Raw genomic sequence first — 18,824 nt, 5'->3', positions numbered from 1 at the left:
GCTGTGCGCCCTCTGTGCTGCCCTCTGGCCCTGCCTGCCGCTGTGCGCCCTCTGCAAGCGTTGACCCCTTGCAGGGTCAACCGGTGCCGATCTGGAAGCAAAATAAAAAGCCCTACCCAAAAAGGGCAGAGCCTCAAAAGCGGAACCAACCGCGCCGCGCGGGGCGTTTCTGGTTCTTCCAATATTCAATTAACGTGTCTATTTGTCGATCTGAAATAAAAGCGGCCTGCAATCGCATTTCACCAGCCAGAGGGGTTTTCAATATGCAATCGCCGCGCCCCGTCAACCGTTCCGCGTTTTTGTGTCCTAAAATAATAACAGATTCTCGAACACTCGAAACCGTCAACGCAATTTTAACAGGAATGTTTGCACTAATTAAACCGGTTATAACAGAGCTGCGCGGGGTTTGGGTTGCAATAATAAGGTGATACCCTGCCGCGCGGCCTTTTTGGGCTATTCTGATTATACATTCTTCAACCTGTTTTTTGATTTTGCCAGCGGTCAACATTAAATCCGCTAATTCGTCGATGAATATATAAACCTGCTGCCCCGTGTATGTTTTCAAACCCGCGCTTTTCATCCTGCTATAACGATCTTCCATATTTGCGCAGAGCTTTTGTAGAGCGGTCAACGCGGCCCCGGTACTTGTTACCATATCACCGGGGTAGACGTGCGGCAGGTCTGCAAAACGGGAAAATTCAACTTGCTTCGGGTCAATGAACACAAGCCGCGCCGCGTCCGGTGTATTCTTCAAAAGCAAACTACAAATAATAGTATTTATCAAAACGCTTTTGCCTGCACCGGTCTGGCCTGCTATTAAAACGTGGGGCGCGTGGTCAATGTTTAGGGCAGTCACACAACCGGCCCCGCCTGCACCTATCAGGGCCGCGCCGGGGCTTGAAGTTGCCCACGCTCTACTATTGACACAATCCCCAAAATATACCGCGCTGCGCTGCCTGCGCTGCACCTCTAAAATAAAAGCCCCTGCCGGGGCCGGTTCCGATCTGCGCACAACTGCCCCCGCCCACGTTTCAAGGGCTGGAAGCAAGCGCGGCAGACGGGATAATTTATAAAAATCGCAAACATGGAACGTGTACCGGTCAACCTGTGCGCCGGGGCGGTTGGTTGTACAGGTGCAGGGCAGGCCGCCCCGCGTCAAAAAATCTGCTATATCTGCCCCGCTATGCTCTGTATATGTATAGGTGCCGCCCTGCACAGCGGGAAACAATGCAACCGGGGGCAGTTGCCAAACCTGTTTATTTTTCATCTGTGTACCTCTGCAATAAAGGAAACAACCGCCCCGGCAGCAAGCATATAAAAGAACGGGGCCGCGCACTGTGCATGGTACAGGGGCCAGCCTGCAAGCGTCAAAAGATAAACCATGATTAAACCCCCTTGACGTAAAACGCGGTATATTTGCCGGTTTCGCAGTCTGCACAGTTATAAAATTCAAAAGCATTCACGCGATTTTCAAACGGTTCCGGGTCTGCCGGGTCAAGCTGCACCCTGCATTCCGGATTCCACGGGGCACCGGGGCGCATATTGACCGCGCAAAAATAAACGATCTGGCCAGCGTTGTATAATTTCCGCGCTGCTGCCTTGCTAATACGGGAAAAGCCTGCAATTTCAAATTTACGCATATTCTTTTACCCCCTGTTATACTGTGCCCACGTTGGCGTTCTGCGCACGTCGTCCCGCATTTCCTGCACAGCCTTTTTAATAGCGTCCCGCGTTTCTGCCTCTGTACTGTACCCTGTACACCAACCGGGGAAAACTTCAACCGCTTTTGCGTCCCGGCACAGCTCTAACAGGCACTTTTTAACCTGTGTAATTTCCTTTTGCGCGTCCTGCTTTTCTTGATACCAGTCAAAAGCGACGGGAAAATTATTTTCAATTTCAATATAAAACCCGTCATAATAACCGGGTTTGGCAACAACATGTAAATAAACAAACCCGTATTTATCAATAATTGCGTCTGCACGATCGTGCCTATAATTTTGTTCTAATTCATTATAAACTTGATTCACGTTTAATCCTAACGTGATATAATCGCCGGTTCCATAATTCACGGCACCCATAAAATAAACCCCCTCAAATATCCATGAACACGTTCACAGTAACGGCACCGGCCATTTTATAAAGCTGGTTCTGTGCCCAAACCCGCGCCGCGTCGTAACTGGCAAACTCTGCGCGCTCTGTTTTCACGCGCTCTAATTCGTCAAAAATGTTTTTGCGATAAAACACGATTTTATAAAACATTGCTATACCTCTTTATATCCATCCCGCAGGCAGGCCGCGCGGATTGTATCAAGATCAACCCGGCGAACTTCTGGCATATCTTTTGAAATCCACGTTTTACAAACCCGTGTAAAAGTTTTTGCAGCCGTATCAATCCCCAAATAATTACAATTACCGTTATTATTCCGTTTGGTGCGAAATTCCAACGTCATAAAACAAACCCCCGTTTTAATCAAATTCCGGCATAGCTAAAATAATACGCTTGCAGCGGTCAACGCTAATTCTGTATGGCTTGCGCCGGGTTTCGTTGTCCTGCACGATCTGGCTATATACCATTAAAGGAAGTTCAAAAAGGCCGGCACATTTCGGATAAAGTTTAACCGCCTGATTTCTAACTTCCATTTCAATTTCTTCCTTGCGTGTCAATATGTACACCCCTTTTTTATTCAAACCAGTGCAATAAATTCAAGTCGGTGCCGGGTTTATCAATTTCCCGGATAGAGGGATAAAGGCCGTAATTGTCCATCATAACCCCGTACACATTTAACCGCGCCTGCAATTTCTTTTTGCGTTCTTCAAGCTGTTTCATCTGCTTTACAAGCCACGGTTTGCCGCTGTATCTGCAATCGTTGTCCCGTTCCCACGCTGCCGCGTCTGCCAGTGCATAACGCTGGCAAGAGTCCAGCAGCTTGAAAGCTGCATTATAGGCCGCTTCTGTGACTCTGCCGGGGCCGGTCAACCGCTCTGCAAGATCGTATGCAGACACGGAACGATGAAACCACGTTTCAGCTCTGCGGCCCTTGCAGGTGTACGGGTTATATGCAGGCCGTTCCATATATTCCACGTTTTCGGGTTCTGCGGGGGCCTCTGTGCCTGCCTGCTGCAATTCTGCCGCGATTGCTTCCACGCTCTGTGCCGTGTCGCTGTGCAGTTTAATGAGCTGTGCCAGACGTGCCAACCGCACCGGCCCAAACCCGCGCTTGTTGTCCCGATCTACATTGTGCAGCATGGTTGAATAGTTGGCGCTGTCCATTGCAGTGCAATAGTTGTTTGCAATGCACAGGGCTTGCACCTTTTCAGCGGTCAAATTCAATTTGTGTTTCATGGTGTATACCTCTTTTCTGTAAACGTTTCGTTTACAGTTACTATTATATTGACTTTTCAATATTTTGTCAATATGTTTTTCAATATTTTCAATATAAATCGGTTTGGGGTGTGTTTGGTGTGTCATTTCAGCAAAATGCAAGGATTTTTCTATATAGGGGCCTATATAGGGAATTTCCTGCAAAATACGAAAATAACACACCTAACACACCCCGGCAGGGTTGAACCTACCACGCATACCGACTATTTATAAAAGACGTTCAAGCCTTTTCCGGCCCGATCTGCTGCCCCTCTGTGAGGTCTGGCCCCCGGCACCGGTACGGCCTGCCCTGCCTGCCGCGCTTGCTTCCAGCCTGCCGGGTTCCGGGTTTGCAGTGCTTCCAGTCTGTGCCGATCTGCCGCCCCTCTGCCGCCTACCCTCTGCCCTGCTGTGCAACTATAATGCAGGTGCGGCAGGTTGGAAGCTATGTAAATAACGTATCATCGTAAATTATCGTTTCCTATAATATATGTTATACGAAACGCCGTCAAAACGGGCCTGATCTGCTGCCGGTTTGGGGCTGGTTTGACTGGAAGCAAGGCACCGGGGGCGGGGGAAAAGGGCCGGGGGTATCGAGGGCCGGGGTAAGCCTCCAAAATATCCACAAAAATAAAAAAAAGTCCCTATTAACATCCTCGTTAATTTGTGATATACTATACATGAGGTGCTACTATGACACACAAAGACGCTATCCTGTCTATCCTCCGGGATGCAGGAGTAACCAAAGCAGAGCTGGCCCGCAGGTGTCAATATCCAAGCGGAACACCGGCCATAGACCCGCGATTGCGCAGCGATCTCAAGCTATCTACCCTGCGGCATCTGGTAGAAGCATTGGGCTATGAAGTGGCCCTGATACCCCAGCAGCCCGGACAGCCGGTGTATGTGCTGGACGAGGATGTACCAGTGGAGCAGAGGTGCGGCAACAATCCGGGTGGCAAACGAGGTGCGCGAAAAAACCGCGCAAAAACAAAAAAGGCCCAGAGCTGGACAAGCGAGGAACTGTTTAAGAAGTTCGGTATGGAGGAAGTGTAATGGAGCTGATTGCGGCATTGTTCATGTGGTTGTTTGCGGATATGATGAAATATCTCGGCAAAGTTTTTATCTGGTCAATGAAAGCGATGTGGTACTTGTTTACATGGCCGTTTTACCTGCTCGGCTGGTTTTTGAAAAATAAAACCAGTGCTTCCGTTGAGTTTTATAATCTTAACGGAAAGAAAATAAAAGATATGAACGGTTTGGAGTACGAACACGCTGCTGCTAAATGGCTTGTTACGCAAGGTTATCATTCTGTCGCCGTTACCCCGGCTTCTAATGACTTTGGTGCAGACATTACCGCCAAAGATAAAAACGGGCAAGTTTGGGTATTCCAGTGTAAACACTATTCAGCCGTGCTTGATAACACACCAATTCAAGAAGTTGTGGCATCAAAGGCCCATTACGGTGCCGTTTATGCGGGTGTTATTGCTAATTCTAGTTTTACCAAAGCGGCGCAGCAGTTGGCCGCAGAGAATAATGTCAAACTGATTACGTTGAAATAAAATAAGCCCCGGCAAAGGCCGGGGACAGTCTAAAGAGGCTGAGAGCTATATGCTCCCGGCCTCTTTTGTTTTTGGAGGAAAAGATGGACTATCAGACTTTGAGTGCAAATATTCTTATTTCGATTGACCGAAGCCCGCACGATTTCCCGGCGTATGACGATCTCTTTGCCTTGATTCGTGCATGGGCCACGGAAGATTTTGCGCTTGCGCATGAGGTAAACCACAAGATGTTGCGTCCTCGCGTTTACAAGGCCCTGCACTGGTGCGCAGAGCGGAAGCGGATGGACTTGGCAGAGAAGTTCGATCGGCTGCTTTATCGGTCGCTGGTGTTTGGTGCCCCGCATTTCTTCGATGATTATTTGCAGGCTATTGAGTACGGAAAGCCTCTCAGCAAGCGTTTCTATGAGCCGCGCCGTCGATACCTGAAACCTATGGTACAGGGGTATCAAGATGTTCTGGATGGTAAATTGAAGCTCCTGACGATCTCCATGCCGAAACGTGCAGGCAAAAGTCAGACTGGCATCAATTTCGTAAATATGATCTCCGGCAAATACCCTGACCGCTCTACTCTGATGGAGGGCACCGGTGATGATCTTATCAAGAGCTTCTACAAGGGCTGTTTGGAGTATCTGGACAAGGATAGTGAGTACCACTATTATGATATTTTCCCGGAGGCCAAGCTCGTAAGTACCAGTGCAGACTTGAAAACCATCAACCTGAAATCCGAGAAGCGATTCCCGACCGTCATGTGCCGTTCCATCGACGCACGGCAGGTTGGCTTGTCTGAGGCTACCAACCTGCTCTATTTGGACGACTGCGTGGAGGGCCGTACTGAGGCCAAGAACCGTGTCCTGCTGGATAATAAGTGGGAGGTCATTTCTGGCGATATTCTGGGCCGTGCCATTGAGGGTACGCCCATTGTGGCAACCGGCACCCGCTATTCCCTGTATGACCCTATCGGTCATTTGCAGGAGGAAGCCCGGAAGCACAACTGGACATGGCGGGCCGTCGAGATTCCGGCTCTCGATCTGGAAACGGACAAGAGCAATTACGAGTACGAGCGCGAGGGCAAAAAGGTTTTTACCACTGAGTATTTCCGGGAACAGCGCGAAATGCTGAACCCTGAGCAGTGGGAATCTGAGTTCCAGCAGCAGCCTATCGAGGCCAAGGGCCTCCTGTTTGCAGCTGATACCCTAAATTATTTCTATGAACTGCCGGTAGATCGTAACCCTGATACCATTATTGGTGTAGCCGACCCCGCCGAAAACGGCAGCGACTTTACCGCGCTGGTGGTGGCCTATATCTATGGTAGCGACGTGTATATTGTTGATCTGGTGTTCAACGATGCTCCCCCAGAAGTGACCAAGCCGCAGTGCGCAAAGGTGCTGGTGACGAATAAGGCCGCAGATGCAACCTTTGAGTCCAATAACGCAGGCACCTACTATGCACGGGATGTGGAGCAGCTGGTAAAGAATATGGGCTATTTGTGTAGTGTGCGTACCAAGCGTACTACCACCAACAAACAGGCTCGTATTGAGTTTGCCTCGGATAACATCAAGAAGCACTTTTACTTCCGTGCGCCGAGTACCTATAAGCGGTCGAGTGAATATGGTATTTTTATGCGGCAGCTTACCACCTATGTACGCAGCGGCAAGGTGCCTCACGATGATGCACCGGACGTTCTTTCCCTGCTGGAAAACAGTATTCGTTTGCTGATCGGTGGCACCGTCGAGGTGTTCAAACGGCCTTTTTGATTTTCTTTTATTCTCCTATGGTTATTTTCGCAAAAAGTATTGAACAAGCCATAGGAGAGTGGTATAATATAGGTAGATTTTCGAGGAAAGGAGCTAGTTTGCGTTGTATTTTACGGAGTACGCTGTGGGTATCGGACACGGTAGACGAGTTATTAAAACGGATGTTGACGAGATCACAGCCGACAATGTTCTTTCGGTTCTGTCCAAGGCATTGACCACTCATTACCTGAACAAAACTGACATGGAATATCTCTATGCAGAGTACAAAGGCAAACAGGCTATCTTGAACCGAGTCAAGGAAGTTCGACCTGAAATCTGCAACAAGATTGTGGAAAACCGCTATGCTGAAATTGTGGATTTCAAAGTCGGCTACCTTGTGGGTGAGCCGCTGCAATATGTGGCCCGTCTGCATGGAAACGGTGATGAAAAAGTCCTGAAAGAAGTCGAGCGTCTGAACGATTTTATGGTGGACTGTGATAAGGACAGCGAGGACACCGATCTGGCAGAGTGGTTCCATGAAGTTGGAACTGCTTACCGCATGGTTCTTCCCGTTCCTCACGAAGTCGAGGACGCAGAGGCACCGTTTGAGATTTACACTCTCGACCCGCGATACGCATTTGTGATCTACTACTCCGGTTTGGGTAACAAGCCGATGATGGGTGTCAAGTACGTTGTGCGGGAAGATGGTGTGACCGTGTATAGTTGTTACACGGTCGATCAGTATTTTGAGATTGCGGACTATGCACTGGTGAAGCACGAGTATCACAATTTGGGCGGTATCCCGATTGTTGAGTACCCGATGAATCGAGCGCGAGTAGGTGCTGCGGAAATGGTGCTTCCCCTGCTGGACGCAATCAATCTGGTGGATTCTAACCGTATCGACGGCGTGGAGCAGTTTGTTCAGGCTTTGCTTCTGTTTCATAACGTCGATATTTCAAACGAAGATTACGATAAATTCCGCGAGGAGGGCGCGATCAAGTTCAAGGACGCAGATACGAACTTGAAAGCGGAGGTGAATTACATCACCAACGAGCTGCGGCAAGCCGAAACGCAGGTTTTGGTCGATCATTTATACGAGGTAGTGCTTACCATTTGTGGTATGCCTAACCGCAATGGCGGTACTTCTACCTCGGATACTGGTTCTGCCGTTATCATGCGTGATGGCTGGTCTGCGGCTGAGGCTCGTGCCAAGAGTTCCGAGCGGATGTTCCGTAAGCCGGAAAAGGCATTTCTCCGTGTGGTGCTGAATATTTGTAATACCTTGTCCGGCATGAATTTGAAGTTGTCGGATATTGGCATTCGTTTCACGCGCCGTAATTATGAAAACATTCTGCAAAAGTCGCAGGTTTTGACCACGATGCTTGCAAACCCGAAAATTGCCCCTCGGTTGGCATTTGTCCACTGCGGTATGTTCGCTGCACCGGATGAAGCTTACCGCGAAAGCGTAAAATATGCCGAGGAACAGGAAGCCAAGGCGCAGGCTTTGGCCGAAAAGGAGGCTCAAAACAATGTCGTATCAGCTGACACAGGAGCAGCAGGACACGATCAGTCGGATTCTGGCACACGGCAATCAGGCCGAGGTGAAGATCGAACACAGTCAGATCGTGGTAGTGGAAATCCGCAGGAAGTTAAGAAGTAAATCCGCGTAACAAAGGTTCGCGGCAGTCCAAAGGGACTATGAGCTATACAGGCTCGTAGTCCCTTTTTCTTTTTGCTATGGAAGAAATTATTAAACAATATCTGGTAGGTTTCGATGAAATTAACCAGATGATTTCCACCAGTTACCAGCTGGCTGTGACCGAGCTTGACGATGTTCAAGATCAGGTTGCACAGATTATCGACGATTTACTGTCTATGCTCATTCTGGCTTACAATGCTGGGATGGACGCTACGGCGCAAAATCTCGCTGCTGACCTTTCGGTAGACTTGGATGCGCTGGAAGATGCTCTGTATACGTCGATTGACGGAAAGACGTTTGAACAGCGGGTGCAGGAATATGTTCTTGCGCAGGATATGGCCGGTCTTTCGGTGGTGGCCGCTTCTGAATATCACCGACTGTACAATGCGGGTGCCTATGATGGTGCCCAGCAGTTTGTCCGAACTCAGGGTTTGGGCATCACAAAGCGGTGGGTTACGGTCAGGGATGATAGAGTCCGCGAAACCCACCGATATTTGGAGGGTATGAGCGTAGACGTTGACGAGGAGTTTTACACATCGGACGGCGATCACGCTCCTTATCCCGGTGCATTCCGAAAGGCTAAAAACAACGTGGGTTGTCGGTGCATCGTGATTTATGACCCGGAAGAAGCATAAGCCTCTCACGAGGTTTATATACGGCGGTAGGGAAATCGCCTTATAAAAGTCGCAAATGTCAGACAAGACACAAAAACAGAAAATAATGCGCTAGGGAAAGCGCACTAGAAATATCGCAGGAGGTCTTATATGAGTTTTATGAGTGATCTGCTGGGCGACGCTTACAAGCCCGGTATGAGCGAGGACGAGATTTCTGCTGCGCTGGAAGCTCGTAAGGTTGTCAGTGGCGATGCACTGGACAAAGCCAAAGCTGACCTGTCCCGTGCCAATTCTCAGGCAGCGGACTACAAGAAGCAGCTGCGGGCCAAGCAGAGCGACGAGGAAGCCGCAGAGCAGGCCCGTAAGGACGAAATGGAGCGTCTTACCCAGTCCAATAAGGAACTGACCGACCGGCTGTTCAAGACTGAGAAAGCGGCTGAACTTCGTGCTATGGGCTATGATACCAAGCTGGCCGACTCTACTGCGGAAGCCATGCTTAAAGGTGACATGACTACCGTTCTTACCAATCAGAAAACCTTTATCGAGGCTCACGATAAGACCGTGAAAGCGGGCAATCTGCGTGGTACTCCCCGTCCGGCTGCTGGCGCAGGCAGCGGCGACGCTGATTACGCCAAGAAGATTGCTGAGGCGCAGGCTAACGGCGACTATGCTGCCGAAGCCTATTACACTCGCCTTTCTCAGCAGCAGGCTACCGCCGCTGAGAACTAAGGCAATAGAAAATCCAAAGTAAAGGAGAGAAACGAAAATGGCTGATACTATTGCTACTAATGCAATTCTCAACTATTCCGGCACCCTTTTCAACAAGGGCAACACCCGTACTCCGCTGAGTTCCATTATCGGCGGCAAGGCCAAGACTACCAATCATGTGGAGTTTGTTACCGGTCAGGAGTACAACACCGGCACCACTGCGGAGCAGCCTGCAATCAGCGAGGAAGCCTCCCTGACTGCACCGGAAGCCTCCGTGGTGACTCGTGAACAGAAAACCAATGTGACCCAGATTTTCATGGAAAAGGTTGGTATTTCTTACGCGAAGCAGTCCAACATGGGCACTCTGGCAGGTCTGAACGTGGCATCTCAGACTGCTAACCCCATCAACGAGCTGGACTTCCAGACCGGTGCCAAAATTCAGAAAGTAAAGAACGACATCGAGTACACGTTTATCAATGGTACGTTCCACAAGGCAGCTAAGACCTCTGAGGCTAACAAAACTCGTGGCCTGATTGAGGCTATTACCTCTAATGTTCTGGCTATGGACAGCAAGCCTCTGGGTCTGTGGTCTGTGGCAGAGGCCATGAAGTCCGTCCACGAGGGTAACGCTCCTACCGACAGCCTGTGTCTGTGGGTTGACCCCGTGACTATGTACCAGCTGAACGCGGATGCTGTGCAGAATGATCTTACCGTCATTCCCAACGCCCGCGACGTGAACGGTATCAAGCTGTCCAAGCTGATTACTCCGCTGGGCGAGGTTTATATCTATCTGGGTATGTACCTGCCTGCTGGTACGGCACTGCTGCTCGATCTGGCTGTTATCGCTCCCGTTGTGCAGCCGGTTCCCGGTAAGGGCAACTTCTTCCTCGAACCTCTGGCTAAGACCGGTGCAGGTGAGAACTTCCAGCTGTTCGGTCAGATCGGCCTCGATCATGGCCCGGAGTGGTATCATGCCAAGTTCACCGGCATTTCTACCACCTTTGAGGCTCCCAAGTACACTAAGTCCGTGTACGTTGCAGGTGGCAGTGTGACCACCAAGGCAGGCACCTAAAGAAAGGAGGGTGACAGCGTATGACTACTGAGGAAATGACTACCATGCTTACCGGCATGACAGAGGAAACCAACGCGGCTACGCTGTCCACCTATCTTTTGCTGGCGAAGCAGGCAGTTTTACTCCGACTTTATCCGTACAAGGATAGCTCGGAGGGTGAAGTTCCCGCGAAGTATCACGGGGTACAAGTTGAGATTGCTGCTTTCATGCTGAATAAGCGTGGTGCTGAGGGTGAAAAAGCCCATTCAGAAAACGGTATTACCCGCTCCTATGAGAGTGGGGATATACCTGATTCTCTGCTCCGGCGCATTGTCCCGATGGCGGGGGTGTTTTGATGCGTTGCATGAACCGAAATAAAGTCACCATATTTTACTGTCTTTATGAAAAAGACATTCCGCTGCGAGATACAGACGGAAATTTGACCGGTGAGAAATATTCCGGTTACGGAAAGCCGATTGCTCTCCGTTGCAACGTGTCCCCTGCCAAGGGTAACGCGCAGGTGGAGCAGTTTGGTAATCTGGATTCCTATGACAAGGTTATCGTCACCGAGGATGTGAATTGTCCGATTGACGAAAGCAGCGTCTTGTTTGTGGATAAACCGGTAGAATGCACAGAGGACGGCCCAGTGTATGACTACAAGGTTGATCGTGTAGCGAAGTCGAAAAATTCCATTTCCTATGCGATTTCTAAGGTGAAAGTATCGTGAGTTCTTTTAAGAAAATCTCGGTTCCTCTTACTGCCGCTGGCATCACGGCAATGTGCGCAGAAATCGAGAGGTATCAAAAATGGCTCACCGAGCGCATACCGATTTTTGTCAAGGAATTGGCAGAGGTCGGCGTAGAGGTCGCAGACCTCAAATTTCACTACGCTGTCTACGATGGCGAAAATGACGTGGCCGTTACGTTGGATGATCGTGACCCTTTCTGCAAGGCTGTGGTTGCTGTTGGTAAGTCTGTTTTGTTTATCGAGTTTGGTACAGGTGTGCAAACGTGGCCTGATAACCACCCGGAAGCAGGCAAGCTCGGCATGGAGCGCGGCTCTTATGGAAAGGGCAATGGTCAGCACAAAGCATGGGTCTATAAGGGTGAACCCGGAAGCATGGGACTCCCGCTTGGTTCCGATAAAGTCCTGACCTACGGCAATCCTGCTAATATGTCGATGTATCAGGCAAAGCAGGCATTGTGTGAACAATTTGAGAGCATTGCGCGGAGGGTTTTCAAATATGATTGACCCGGAAAATGAGGTCTATACGAGGGTAGCCAATGCGCTGGCAGTGGATTATCCGAAAGCCGATATTTCCGGCACATATCAGGAGTCCCCGGCTGCATTCCCTCATGTTTTTTGCGAAATGAGCGATAACTCGCTGACTCCCGGTTGTCAGACTTCTTCTGATGGAGAGGATTGTGTGGATGTGATGTTCACATTTAACATCTACTCCAACAAAAAGGTCGGCCCGAAGTCCGAGGCTAAGAAAATCGCCTCCATTATCGCAGACGTTATGCACTCCATGAATTTCAGACGGACTACGCAGTTGCCCGTTCCGAACATGAAAGATGCAAAGATTTACCGTATCTGCGCTCAATACGTTGGGCGCACCGATGGAGAAAAATTTTACAGGAGGTAAGAGATTATGGCTGCAAGCAATGTGGAAACCAACAGCTCCAAGACGTACCTGATGTACAAGACCGAAGCTGATAAGGAAACCTACAACAAGCTGATCGACATTACGGACTTCCCTGATCTGGGTAGTGACCCCGAAGCTCTGGAAGTTACCACCCTGTCCGATCTTCAGCAGCGTTTCATTGCTGGTATTAAGGCATCCGGCGCACTGGCGTTCAATGCCAACTACAAGCATGATGACTACAAGAAGCTGGCCGACTTGGAGGGCAAGACTACGAGCTTTGCTGTCTGGTTCGGCGGTTCTACCACTGCTGGTGTCACCACCCCGACTGGCGACGATGGCAAGTTCAGTTTCGACGGCCAGCTGACGGTTCGTGTGTCTGGCGCAGGCACCAACGAGGTTCGCAAGATGGCTATTTCCGTCATGCCCAGTACCGAGATCGCATTTGCCTGATATTCAGGCTCACGTTTAAGACTTGCCGTTTCCGGCAACGCGAAAGGAGATTTTTGCAATGGCAAAGGAACTGAATTTCACCTATGAGGGTAAGGACTATACTCTCGGTTTTTCCAAGAATACCATCCGTCAGATGGAGAGCAATGGTTTCGTGGCAAACGAGATCAACGATAAGCCTGCGACGGTTCTGCCTGATCTGTTTGCAGGTGCGTTCCTGCTGCATCACCGGTTTGTGAAGCCGGAGGTTATCGAGGCCATTTACGCCAAGCTGCCCGACAAGGACAAGCTGGTTAAGGCTCTGGGCGAAATGTTCAGTGAACCCATCGAAAACCTGATGGCCGAGCCGGAGAACCCCAAGGAAAACGTCAGCTGGACAACGAACTGGTAACGGATTCATTGTCCGATAGTGAGGGAGGCGGCGCGGATTCAAGCCGCCCGCCTCTTTTTCGTTACACTGATAAATTCGAGGAATTGTGCCCTTATTACATGGCTCTCGGCATGACCTACGATGAATACTGGAACGGCGACAATGAGCTGCCAAAGTATTATCGCAAGAAGTACCGGATTGAGGCTGAGTTGCGGGCGCAGGATATGTGGATGCAGGGTGCATACTTCTACGATAGTATGCTCCGCGCTGCACCTCTGTATGACTTTATGAACAAAAAGCGGGAACCGATTCCTTATCCCGATCATCCCTATCCGGCGACACGGGAGCAGCAGGAACGGTACGCTATGCTGGAACAGCAGAAGAAGTACAGAGCAAATATCGAATTTATGAAAGCGCAGGCGGTTGAATTTAACCGCCAGTTCCGTGAAAAGAAAGAGGAATAACATCGTTGATATATGAGAAAGGAGGTGTAAAGAATGGTAGATAATGACGTGTCGATGGGCGGTCTTGAATTTGAAATCAAGACCAATGCCGACGATGTGAGCAAAGACTTTTCCCGGCTGGCAACGGCACTGGAAAAGCTGCGGAAGATCACCAGTGGAAGCGGGTTGAACCTCAGCCCGATTGCCAAGGAATTGGATGGTTTCAGCGCAGCCTTGAAGCCTCTGAAATCGGAGGATGTAAAGGCCCTGTCCGATGCAGCAAAGGCTATGAATACCTTTTCCAAGCGGGCAGGTAATCTCAAACTCTCCGGCGTGAGCAAGGAGATTCGGGATTTTGTGCAGTCCACCTCCGGCCTGAAAGAAGCTAGTGCGAGTTTGTCTGCGGCAGGTGCCGCGCTCAAAACGCTTCCGGGTTCCATTAAGCGGTTCGGTGATGCAGTCGATGGGTTGACTCCCGATCGGCTGAACAATCTGACGCTGGCTGGACGGCGACTGAATAATTTTCAGGAGCAGGCCAACCGTTTCAATATTTATCCGGCAGTGTGGCAACTGAATGATTTCAACAATGCGTTGGGTTCTGCGTTTGAAACTATGCAGCGGTTACAGAGTTACCGTGATATGAGCCAGAGCTGGTTCAGTTCGGTTGCCAATGCTCCTATCGGGATTCCGCAGCAGACCAGTGCAACACCGGTGGCATCGTTCCAAATGCCGGAAGTCTTGCCTCGGATAGAGGCTACCACTTCGGCATCTGAAAGTTTTCAAGAAATCGGCCAGCAGGGTAACAAACTATCTTCGATTTTTTCCACTTTGGAAAATACGTTGCGTCGTATCTTGGGCGTTTTCGGGAAACTCGGCTCTATGGGCTTATCTGTTTTGAATAAGCTCAATAGCGGTTTTGATAATCTGGTCAAGTATGCGGCACGAGCTGGATATAACATGATGAAAGCATTTGGTTCCAATTTGTTTTCTCGTGTTAAGCAATCCACGTCGGGTCTGGGCCAATTCTGGTCTAGCTTGCAGCGTATAGCAATGTACCGCGCTGTTCGGTTTGTTTTGAGCCAGTTCACCGCCGCGTTGCAGGGCGGTATCGGCAACCTGTACCAGTGGAGTAAACTCCTGAGCGGTGAGTTCGCTTCCAGCATGGATGCTGCGGCTACTAGCATTCTTTACCTGAAAAACTCTTTTGCCGCAATGGTGTCGCCTATCATCGAGGCTCTGACCCCTGCTTTGGAGGTTGTGATCGACCAGCTGGTGCGCATGATGAATGTTGTAAATCAGCTGTTCTCCGCAATCTCTGGCAAGAATGTGTATACTCATGCTGCTAAATCCGCTACTGAGTATGCTGCTGCGGCAACCAAGGCTAACAAAGCCACGAAGCGGTTTACGGTTAGTTTTGACGAAATCAACATTCTGGGCAAAAAGAGTAGTGCTACCAGCTCCAAGAAAAAGACCCCGGATTATAGCTCCATGTTTGAAACCTCTCCCATTGCCAGCGAAATTTCTGATTTTGCTAATCAGCTGCGTACAGCTTTTAATGCCGGGGATTGGAACTCGTTAGGTTCTTTGCTGGGCGAAAAGCTAAACTCCATCGTGGACATGGTGGATTGGTCGGGCATTGGCTCTAAGCTGGGCTATTACTTCAATGGTGCTATTTCTACTCTGTATAGTTTCTTAAAGACTTTCGATTTTATGCAGCTAGGCACCGATCTTGCATCGGGTGTAAATGCGGCATTAGAACAGATAGACTTTGGAACTTTGGGCGCATTGCTTGTCCGAAAGGTTACGGCCCTGTTTGATCTGGTTATCGGTTTCATTACCGGTTTGGATTGGGGCCTGATCGGTCGAAGTATCAGTGATTTTCTGTTGGGTGTTTTGAATGAAGTTCGGGATTGGATTTCTTCTATTGACTGGGTAAAACTTGGTCACGATCTGACAACCAATCTGTTGGATTTCATTAGTAACATTCAATGGGGAAAAATCATCGTTACTTTTATTCAGCTGTTGACGGATGTAGTAACGGCGGCAGTTGAATTTCTGGTCGGTGTATGTAGTGGTATAGGTAGTTGGCTCGACGAACACGTTTTTCAACCATTCAAGACGTGGTTTGCTACAACTCCGCTCGGACAGGCTCTTGAAGATGCAGGTGGCTCGTGGATAACCCTTATGTATAGGGGTATCAAAACGGGTCTGGGCAATATCGGCAAGTGGTTCGACGAACATCTGGTTCAACCTGTTAAAGAAGCAATCGACAAGGCAAAAGGTTTCTTCAAGTTTGAATGGAGCCTGCCTGCGATCAAGCTCCCGCACATTAAGTGGACGGATGGTGGCCCGCAGGCAACCGGCGTTATCAAGTCTATTCTGGAAGCTCTGAGCCTGCCTACCCGTATTCCGAAGCTGGGTGTCGAGTGGTACGCCAAGGGCGGTGTTATGGATGGCCCTACGCTGTTCGGTATGAACGGCTCCAATGCAATGGTTGGCGGCGAGGCTGGCCCGGAAGCAATTCTTCCTCTGAACACGTTCTATAAGAAGTTCACTTCTATTCTGGACGATAAGTTCTCGGAGAATATCTCTGCTATCGGCTCTGCTGTGTCGAGTGCAGGCACCTCGCTGAAAGCAGTCCTGAACAAAATCCGTGGCGGTATCTCGGATTTGAGCGAGGGGTTGGACTCTGCAAGAGATACCACCGAGTCCCTGTCTGGTGCTTTTACCAACACAGCCGACGCGCTGGCATCGGCCTCTAAGTCCATCGTATCGACTCATGCCTCTTTCGCTTCCATCGTGAATGGCATTAAGTCGTATGTGTCGGACAGTGTGGCCGAGATCGAGAATGCCTACAACTACTCCGGTGGTGGCGTGACTGGCACTATCAATGCGCTGGGTGTTGCGATTCGTCGTGCCTATGAGGGAATTGCTCAGGGCTTCCAAGCAATCTCTGACGTGATTGACAACGTAGAGAACACTATCAACAATGTCAAAAAGGTCATAGACACGTTTAATAATCTCAAGTCCAAGGTTGGAGAGTTTATCGACTCCTGCCCGAAGCTGAAAGAGGCATTAGATGGTGTCGGCCAGCATTTTGGTAGTTTCTTCGATTCCGCAAAGCAGCTGTTCTCGGATGGCTGGGGTGTTATCAAGCAGAAAACCAGTGATTTTACCGGATGGCTGAGTTCTCAGTTCTCCGGCGATAGCACCGGGACGCTTGGCAACCTGAGTGGTTTTGTCGAGAATATCAAGTCGTTCTTCTCGGATGGATGGGCGAATGTCAAGACAGGTGCAAGTAATATCATTACTCACCTCTCTACTACGTTCTCTGGCGGTTGGTCGCAGATTAGCGGTAACGTAGGTTCCTTTGTAAATTCCATCGTGTCTGCTTTCTCTACCGGTTGGGGTAACATCCTGACCGGCGCAGGTCAGTTGCTTTCCAATCTGGGGAATTTCTTCTCCGGTGGATGGGGCCAAATCAGCAGTGGTGCTTCTTCTCTCCTGAACACGGTTGTTTCGTTCTTCACGAATGGCTGGGGTCAGATTAGTAGTGGTGCATCCTCGCTGCTCGGCAATCTGGGTTCTCTGTTCTCTGGCGGTTGGTCGCAGCTCGGCAGCGGTGTTATGTCGCTTGTTGGGCAGATCGGCTCGGCTTTCTCCGGTGGATGGGGCGGCATCGTATCGGGTGCTGGCAACCTTATGTCCAGTATCGGCGGTATTTTCTCGGCAGCAGGCGGTGGTAGCTTGGGTGCAGGTCTGAGCAGCCTGCTCGGCACTATCGGCTCCGGCTTCTCCGGTCTGTGGGGTAGCGTGACCGCTGGTGCATCCTCGCTGCTTGGTGGCTTAGGCTCCACGCTTGGCGGTGGGCTTTCGAGTCTGGCCGCAGGCGCGGCTTCCGCAGTCGGCGGCATCGGCTCGGCATTCGCGGGCATTGGTTCTGCGGCGGCTTCCGGCCTCGGCGCGGCGGCTTCCGGCCTGCTCTCGATTGCGACTGGCCCTGTAGGTATCGCAGCAGCGGCAGTAGCCGGTCTGGGTGCGATTTTCTATGCGACTGGTGCAGAGTCCGGCGATAGCCTGATTACCGGCATTTGTAAGGGCATTTCCAACGCGGCTTCTGGCCTCTGGAATGTCGTAACGAATGTGGCAAACGGAGTTGGCAATATGTTCTCGAACCTCTGGGGTGGCGTGAAAAATGTAGCCTCTAGCGTTTGGGATGGAGCCAAAAATGTTGCGAGCGGTGTGTGGAATGGCGTAAAGAACGTCGCGTCGGGTGTCTGGAACGGTATCAAGAGTATCGGTAAGGGCATCGGCCACCTGTTCGGTTTTGCGAATGGCGGCTTCCCTGATGTAGGCGAGTTGTTCTATGCTCGTGAGAGTGGCCCTGAGCTGGTTGGTACGATTGGCGGTTCTCCCGCAGTCGCAAACAACGACCAGATCATTGAGGGCATCCGTGCTGGTGTTGCTGATGCACTGGCTCGGCAGAATGATATTCTTCGTCAGCAAAACGAGCTGTTGCAGCAGTTGTTGGAGAAAGACCAGACCGTTGAGGTCACGGCTTCCAGCATGGCAAAAGCTCTGAACCGTAAAAATCAGCGGGACGGTAAGACCATCGTTCCCGTTGGGATGTAAAGGAGGGACATTTGATGGAGTATGACGAACACAATCCGCTGCGGAGCGTTGACGGCAAGCTCGTCAAATGTCCATCTTCTTATCAATGGAAGATGCAGGACATTTCCGCTTCCGATGCGGGCCGCACCGAAGATACCAAGATGGACAAGAAGCGTATCGGGCAGATTCGCAAGATCGAACTCGAATGGCAGAATGTTTCCATTACGGATGCAGCGGCTATCTTGCAGGCGTTCAACCCGGAATATATCGAGGTCTGTTACCTCGATGCTATGACCGGCACTTATCGGACGAGCGAGTTTTATGTGGGCGACCGCAGCACTCCGCTCTATAATGCGAAACTGGGGGTATGGAACAATGTAGCATTTAATATTATCGAAAGGTCGGGTGTTTAATGTTCAACTGTGGACAGGAAGTGATCGACCTTTTTAATCGGGAGTACCGGCAGGTTGTTCGAATTCATTTCGATAACGGCAAGCAGCAGTTTGACATTACGGAGGCAGACATTGTGCAGGGCGGTATGACTGTTGACCGCTACTGCGTATCTGGCTCCAAAATCGAAATA

At 50.2% G+C, this 18,824-nt stretch carries 22 protein-coding genes; 16 read left to right on the top strand and 6 right to left on the bottom strand.

From position 1 onward, the window contains the following. Positions 1–133 precede the first annotated feature (133 nt). From J3349_RS04570 to J3349_RS04545, 6 genes are all read right to left on the bottom strand, one after another. Positions 134–1,267 carry an FtsK/SpoIIIE domain-containing protein gene (locus J3349_RS04570; protein ID WP_207676586.1) on the bottom strand — a complete coding sequence of 378 codons (1,134 nt, stop codon included), beginning with the start codon at positions 1,265–1,267 and terminating at the stop codon, positions 134–136. 118 nt (positions 1,268–1,385) lie between these two features. After that, positions 1,386–1,640 (bottom strand): hypothetical protein, encoded by a 255-nt coding sequence (locus J3349_RS04565; RefSeq protein ID WP_207676585.1) that lies wholly within the window; start codon positions 1,638–1,640, stop codon positions 1,386–1,388. A gap of 6 nt (positions 1,641–1,646) precedes the next feature. Next, positions 1,647–2,078 carry a hypothetical protein gene (locus J3349_RS04560; RefSeq protein ID WP_207676584.1) on the bottom strand — a complete coding sequence of 144 codons (432 nt, stop codon included), beginning with the start codon at positions 2,076–2,078 and terminating at the stop codon, positions 1,647–1,649. A gap of 13 nt (positions 2,079–2,091) precedes the next feature. Further along, on the bottom strand, positions 2,092–2,259 hold the full coding sequence (locus J3349_RS04555) for a hypothetical protein (RefSeq protein WP_207676583.1): 168 nt from the start codon (positions 2,257–2,259) through the stop codon (positions 2,092–2,094). Between the two features lie 207 nt (positions 2,260–2,466). Further along, a complete protein-coding gene (locus tag J3349_RS04550; RefSeq protein WP_207676582.1) occupies positions 2,467–2,640 on the bottom strand; it encodes a hypothetical protein in 174 nt (57 codons plus the stop codon). A gap of 40 nt (positions 2,641–2,680) precedes the next feature. Further along, complete coding sequence (locus J3349_RS04545) at positions 2,681–3,526, bottom strand: hypothetical protein (RefSeq protein WP_207676581.1); 846 nt, start codon at positions 3,524–3,526, stop codon at positions 2,681–2,683. 528 nt (positions 3,527–4,054) lie between these two features. On the opposite strand from J3349_RS04545, the gene J3349_RS04540 reads away from it, so the two are divergent. The 16 genes from J3349_RS04540 (at position 4,055) to J3349_RS04465 (ending at position 18,654) form a co-directional block, all read left to right on the top strand. Next, entirely contained in the window at positions 4,055–4,414 is a 360-nt protein-coding gene (locus tag J3349_RS04540) for a hypothetical protein (protein ID WP_207676580.1), read from the top strand. Continuing rightward, positions 4,414–4,920 (top strand): restriction endonuclease, encoded by a 507-nt coding sequence (locus tag J3349_RS04535; protein WP_207676579.1) that lies wholly within the window; start codon positions 4,414–4,416, stop codon positions 4,918–4,920. Before J3349_RS04540 ends, J3349_RS04535 begins: the two co-directional genes overlap by 1 nt. A 98-nt stretch (positions 4,921–5,018) precedes the next feature. After that, the gene (locus J3349_RS04530; protein WP_242699497.1) at positions 5,019–6,674 is read left to right on the top strand and encodes a hypothetical protein; all 1,656 of its coding nucleotides are present in this window, start codon (positions 5,019–5,021) and stop codon (positions 6,672–6,674) included. Positions 6,675–6,777: 103 nt separating this feature from the next. Beyond that, complete coding sequence (locus J3349_RS04525) at positions 6,778–8,313, top strand: phage portal protein (protein ID WP_207676577.1); 1,536 nt, start codon at positions 6,778–6,780, stop codon at positions 8,311–8,313. A gap of 77 nt (positions 8,314–8,390) precedes the next feature. Next, positions 8,391–8,987, top strand: coding sequence for a phage minor head protein (locus J3349_RS04520; RefSeq protein WP_207676576.1), 597 nt, complete (start codon positions 8,391–8,393; stop codon positions 8,985–8,987). Between the two features lie 129 nt (positions 8,988–9,116). Continuing rightward, complete coding sequence (locus tag J3349_RS04515; protein WP_207676575.1) at positions 9,117–9,695, top strand: hypothetical protein; 579 nt, start codon at positions 9,117–9,119, stop codon at positions 9,693–9,695. A 37-nt stretch (positions 9,696–9,732) separates the two neighbouring features. Next, on the top strand, positions 9,733–10,746 hold the full coding sequence (locus J3349_RS04510; protein ID WP_207676574.1) for a DUF5309 family protein: 1,014 nt from the start codon (positions 9,733–9,735) through the stop codon (positions 10,744–10,746). A 20-nt stretch (positions 10,747–10,766) separates the two neighbouring features. Next, entirely contained in the window at positions 10,767–11,081 is a 315-nt protein-coding gene (locus tag J3349_RS04505; RefSeq protein ID WP_207676573.1) for a phage head-tail connector protein, read from the top strand. Then, positions 11,081–11,452 carry a hypothetical protein gene (locus tag J3349_RS04500; RefSeq protein WP_207676572.1) on the top strand — a complete coding sequence of 124 codons (372 nt, stop codon included), beginning with the start codon at positions 11,081–11,083 and terminating at the stop codon, positions 11,450–11,452. The genes J3349_RS04505 and J3349_RS04500 overlap by 1 nt, the downstream gene beginning before the upstream one ends. Continuing rightward, positions 11,449–11,976, top strand: a complete 528-nt coding sequence (locus tag J3349_RS04495) for a hypothetical protein (protein ID WP_207676571.1) — start codon at positions 11,449–11,451, stop codon at positions 11,974–11,976. Before J3349_RS04500 ends, J3349_RS04495 begins: the two co-directional genes overlap by 4 nt. Then, positions 11,969–12,370 (top strand): hypothetical protein, encoded by a 402-nt coding sequence (locus J3349_RS04490; protein ID WP_207676570.1) that lies wholly within the window; start codon positions 11,969–11,971, stop codon positions 12,368–12,370. Before J3349_RS04495 ends, J3349_RS04490 begins: the two co-directional genes overlap by 8 nt. A gap of 6 nt (positions 12,371–12,376) precedes the next feature. Further along, a complete protein-coding gene (locus J3349_RS04485; protein WP_242699496.1) occupies positions 12,377–12,820 on the top strand; it encodes a phage tail protein in 444 nt (147 codons plus the stop codon). Positions 12,821–12,878: 58 nt separating this feature from the next. Continuing rightward, on the top strand, positions 12,879–13,208 hold the full coding sequence (locus J3349_RS04480) for a DUF5055 domain-containing protein (protein WP_207676569.1): 330 nt from the start codon (positions 12,879–12,881) through the stop codon (positions 13,206–13,208). Positions 13,209–13,216: 8 nt separating this feature from the next. Next, positions 13,217–13,651, top strand: a complete 435-nt coding sequence (locus J3349_RS04475) for a hypothetical protein (RefSeq protein ID WP_207676568.1) — start codon at positions 13,217–13,219, stop codon at positions 13,649–13,651. Positions 13,652–13,684: 33 nt separating this feature from the next. Beyond that, on the top strand, positions 13,685–18,262 hold the full coding sequence (locus tag J3349_RS04470) for a hypothetical protein (protein ID WP_207676567.1): 4,578 nt from the start codon (positions 13,685–13,687) through the stop codon (positions 18,260–18,262). A 14-nt stretch (positions 18,263–18,276) separates the two neighbouring features. Continuing rightward, the gene (locus J3349_RS04465; protein ID WP_207676566.1) at positions 18,277–18,654 is read left to right on the top strand and encodes a DUF6711 family protein; all 378 of its coding nucleotides are present in this window, start codon (positions 18,277–18,279) and stop codon (positions 18,652–18,654) included. Positions 18,655–18,824 lie beyond the last annotated feature (170 nt).

The organism is Faecalibacterium sp. Marseille-P9590, from assembly GCF_017377665.1.
Taxonomy (GTDB): Bacteria; Bacillota; Clostridia; order Oscillospirales; family Ruminococcaceae; genus Faecalibacterium.
This window is presented reverse-complemented; position numbering and strand designations above follow the sequence as displayed.

Coding starts and splice junctions, on each gene's coding strand:
- J3349_RS04570 (WP_207676586.1), bottom strand. CDS start 1,267: ATGAAAAATAAACAGGTTTGGCAACTGCCCCCGGTTGCATTGTTTCCC.
- J3349_RS04565 (WP_207676585.1), bottom strand. CDS start 1,640: ATGCGTAAATTTGAAATTGCAGGCTTTTCCCGTATTAGCAAGGCAGCA.
- J3349_RS04560 (WP_207676584.1), bottom strand. CDS start 2,078: ATGGGTGCCGTGAATTATGGAACCGGCGATTATATCACGTTAGGATTA.
- J3349_RS04555 (WP_207676583.1), bottom strand. CDS start 2,259: ATGTTTTATAAAATCGTGTTTTATCGCAAAAACATTTTTGACGAATTA.
- J3349_RS04550 (WP_207676582.1), bottom strand. CDS start 2,640: ATGGAAGTTAGAAATCAGGCGGTTAAACTTTATCCGAAATGTGCCGGC.
- J3349_RS04540 (WP_207676580.1), top strand. CDS start 4,055: ATGACACACAAAGACGCTATCCTGTCTATCCTCCGGGATGCAGGAGTA.
- J3349_RS04535 (WP_207676579.1), top strand. CDS start 4,414: ATGGAGCTGATTGCGGCATTGTTCATGTGGTTGTTTGCGGATATGATG.
- J3349_RS04520 (WP_207676576.1), top strand. CDS start 8,391: ATGGAAGAAATTATTAAACAATATCTGGTAGGTTTCGATGAAATTAAC.
- J3349_RS04515 (WP_207676575.1), top strand. CDS start 9,117: ATGAGTTTTATGAGTGATCTGCTGGGCGACGCTTACAAGCCCGGTATG.
- J3349_RS04510 (WP_207676574.1), top strand. CDS start 9,733: ATGGCTGATACTATTGCTACTAATGCAATTCTCAACTATTCCGGCACC.
- J3349_RS04505 (WP_207676573.1), top strand. CDS start 10,767: ATGACTACTGAGGAAATGACTACCATGCTTACCGGCATGACAGAGGAA.
- J3349_RS04500 (WP_207676572.1), top strand. CDS start 11,081: ATGCGTTGCATGAACCGAAATAAAGTCACCATATTTTACTGTCTTTAT.
- J3349_RS04490 (WP_207676570.1), top strand. CDS start 11,969: ATGATTGACCCGGAAAATGAGGTCTATACGAGGGTAGCCAATGCGCTG.
- J3349_RS04485 (WP_242699496.1), top strand. CDS start 12,377: ATGGCTGCAAGCAATGTGGAAACCAACAGCTCCAAGACGTACCTGATG.
- J3349_RS04480 (WP_207676569.1), top strand. CDS start 12,879: ATGGCAAAGGAACTGAATTTCACCTATGAGGGTAAGGACTATACTCTC.
- J3349_RS04470 (WP_207676567.1), top strand. CDS start 13,685: ATGGTAGATAATGACGTGTCGATGGGCGGTCTTGAATTTGAAATCAAG.
- J3349_RS04465 (WP_207676566.1), top strand. CDS start 18,277: ATGGAGTATGACGAACACAATCCGCTGCGGAGCGTTGACGGCAAGCTC.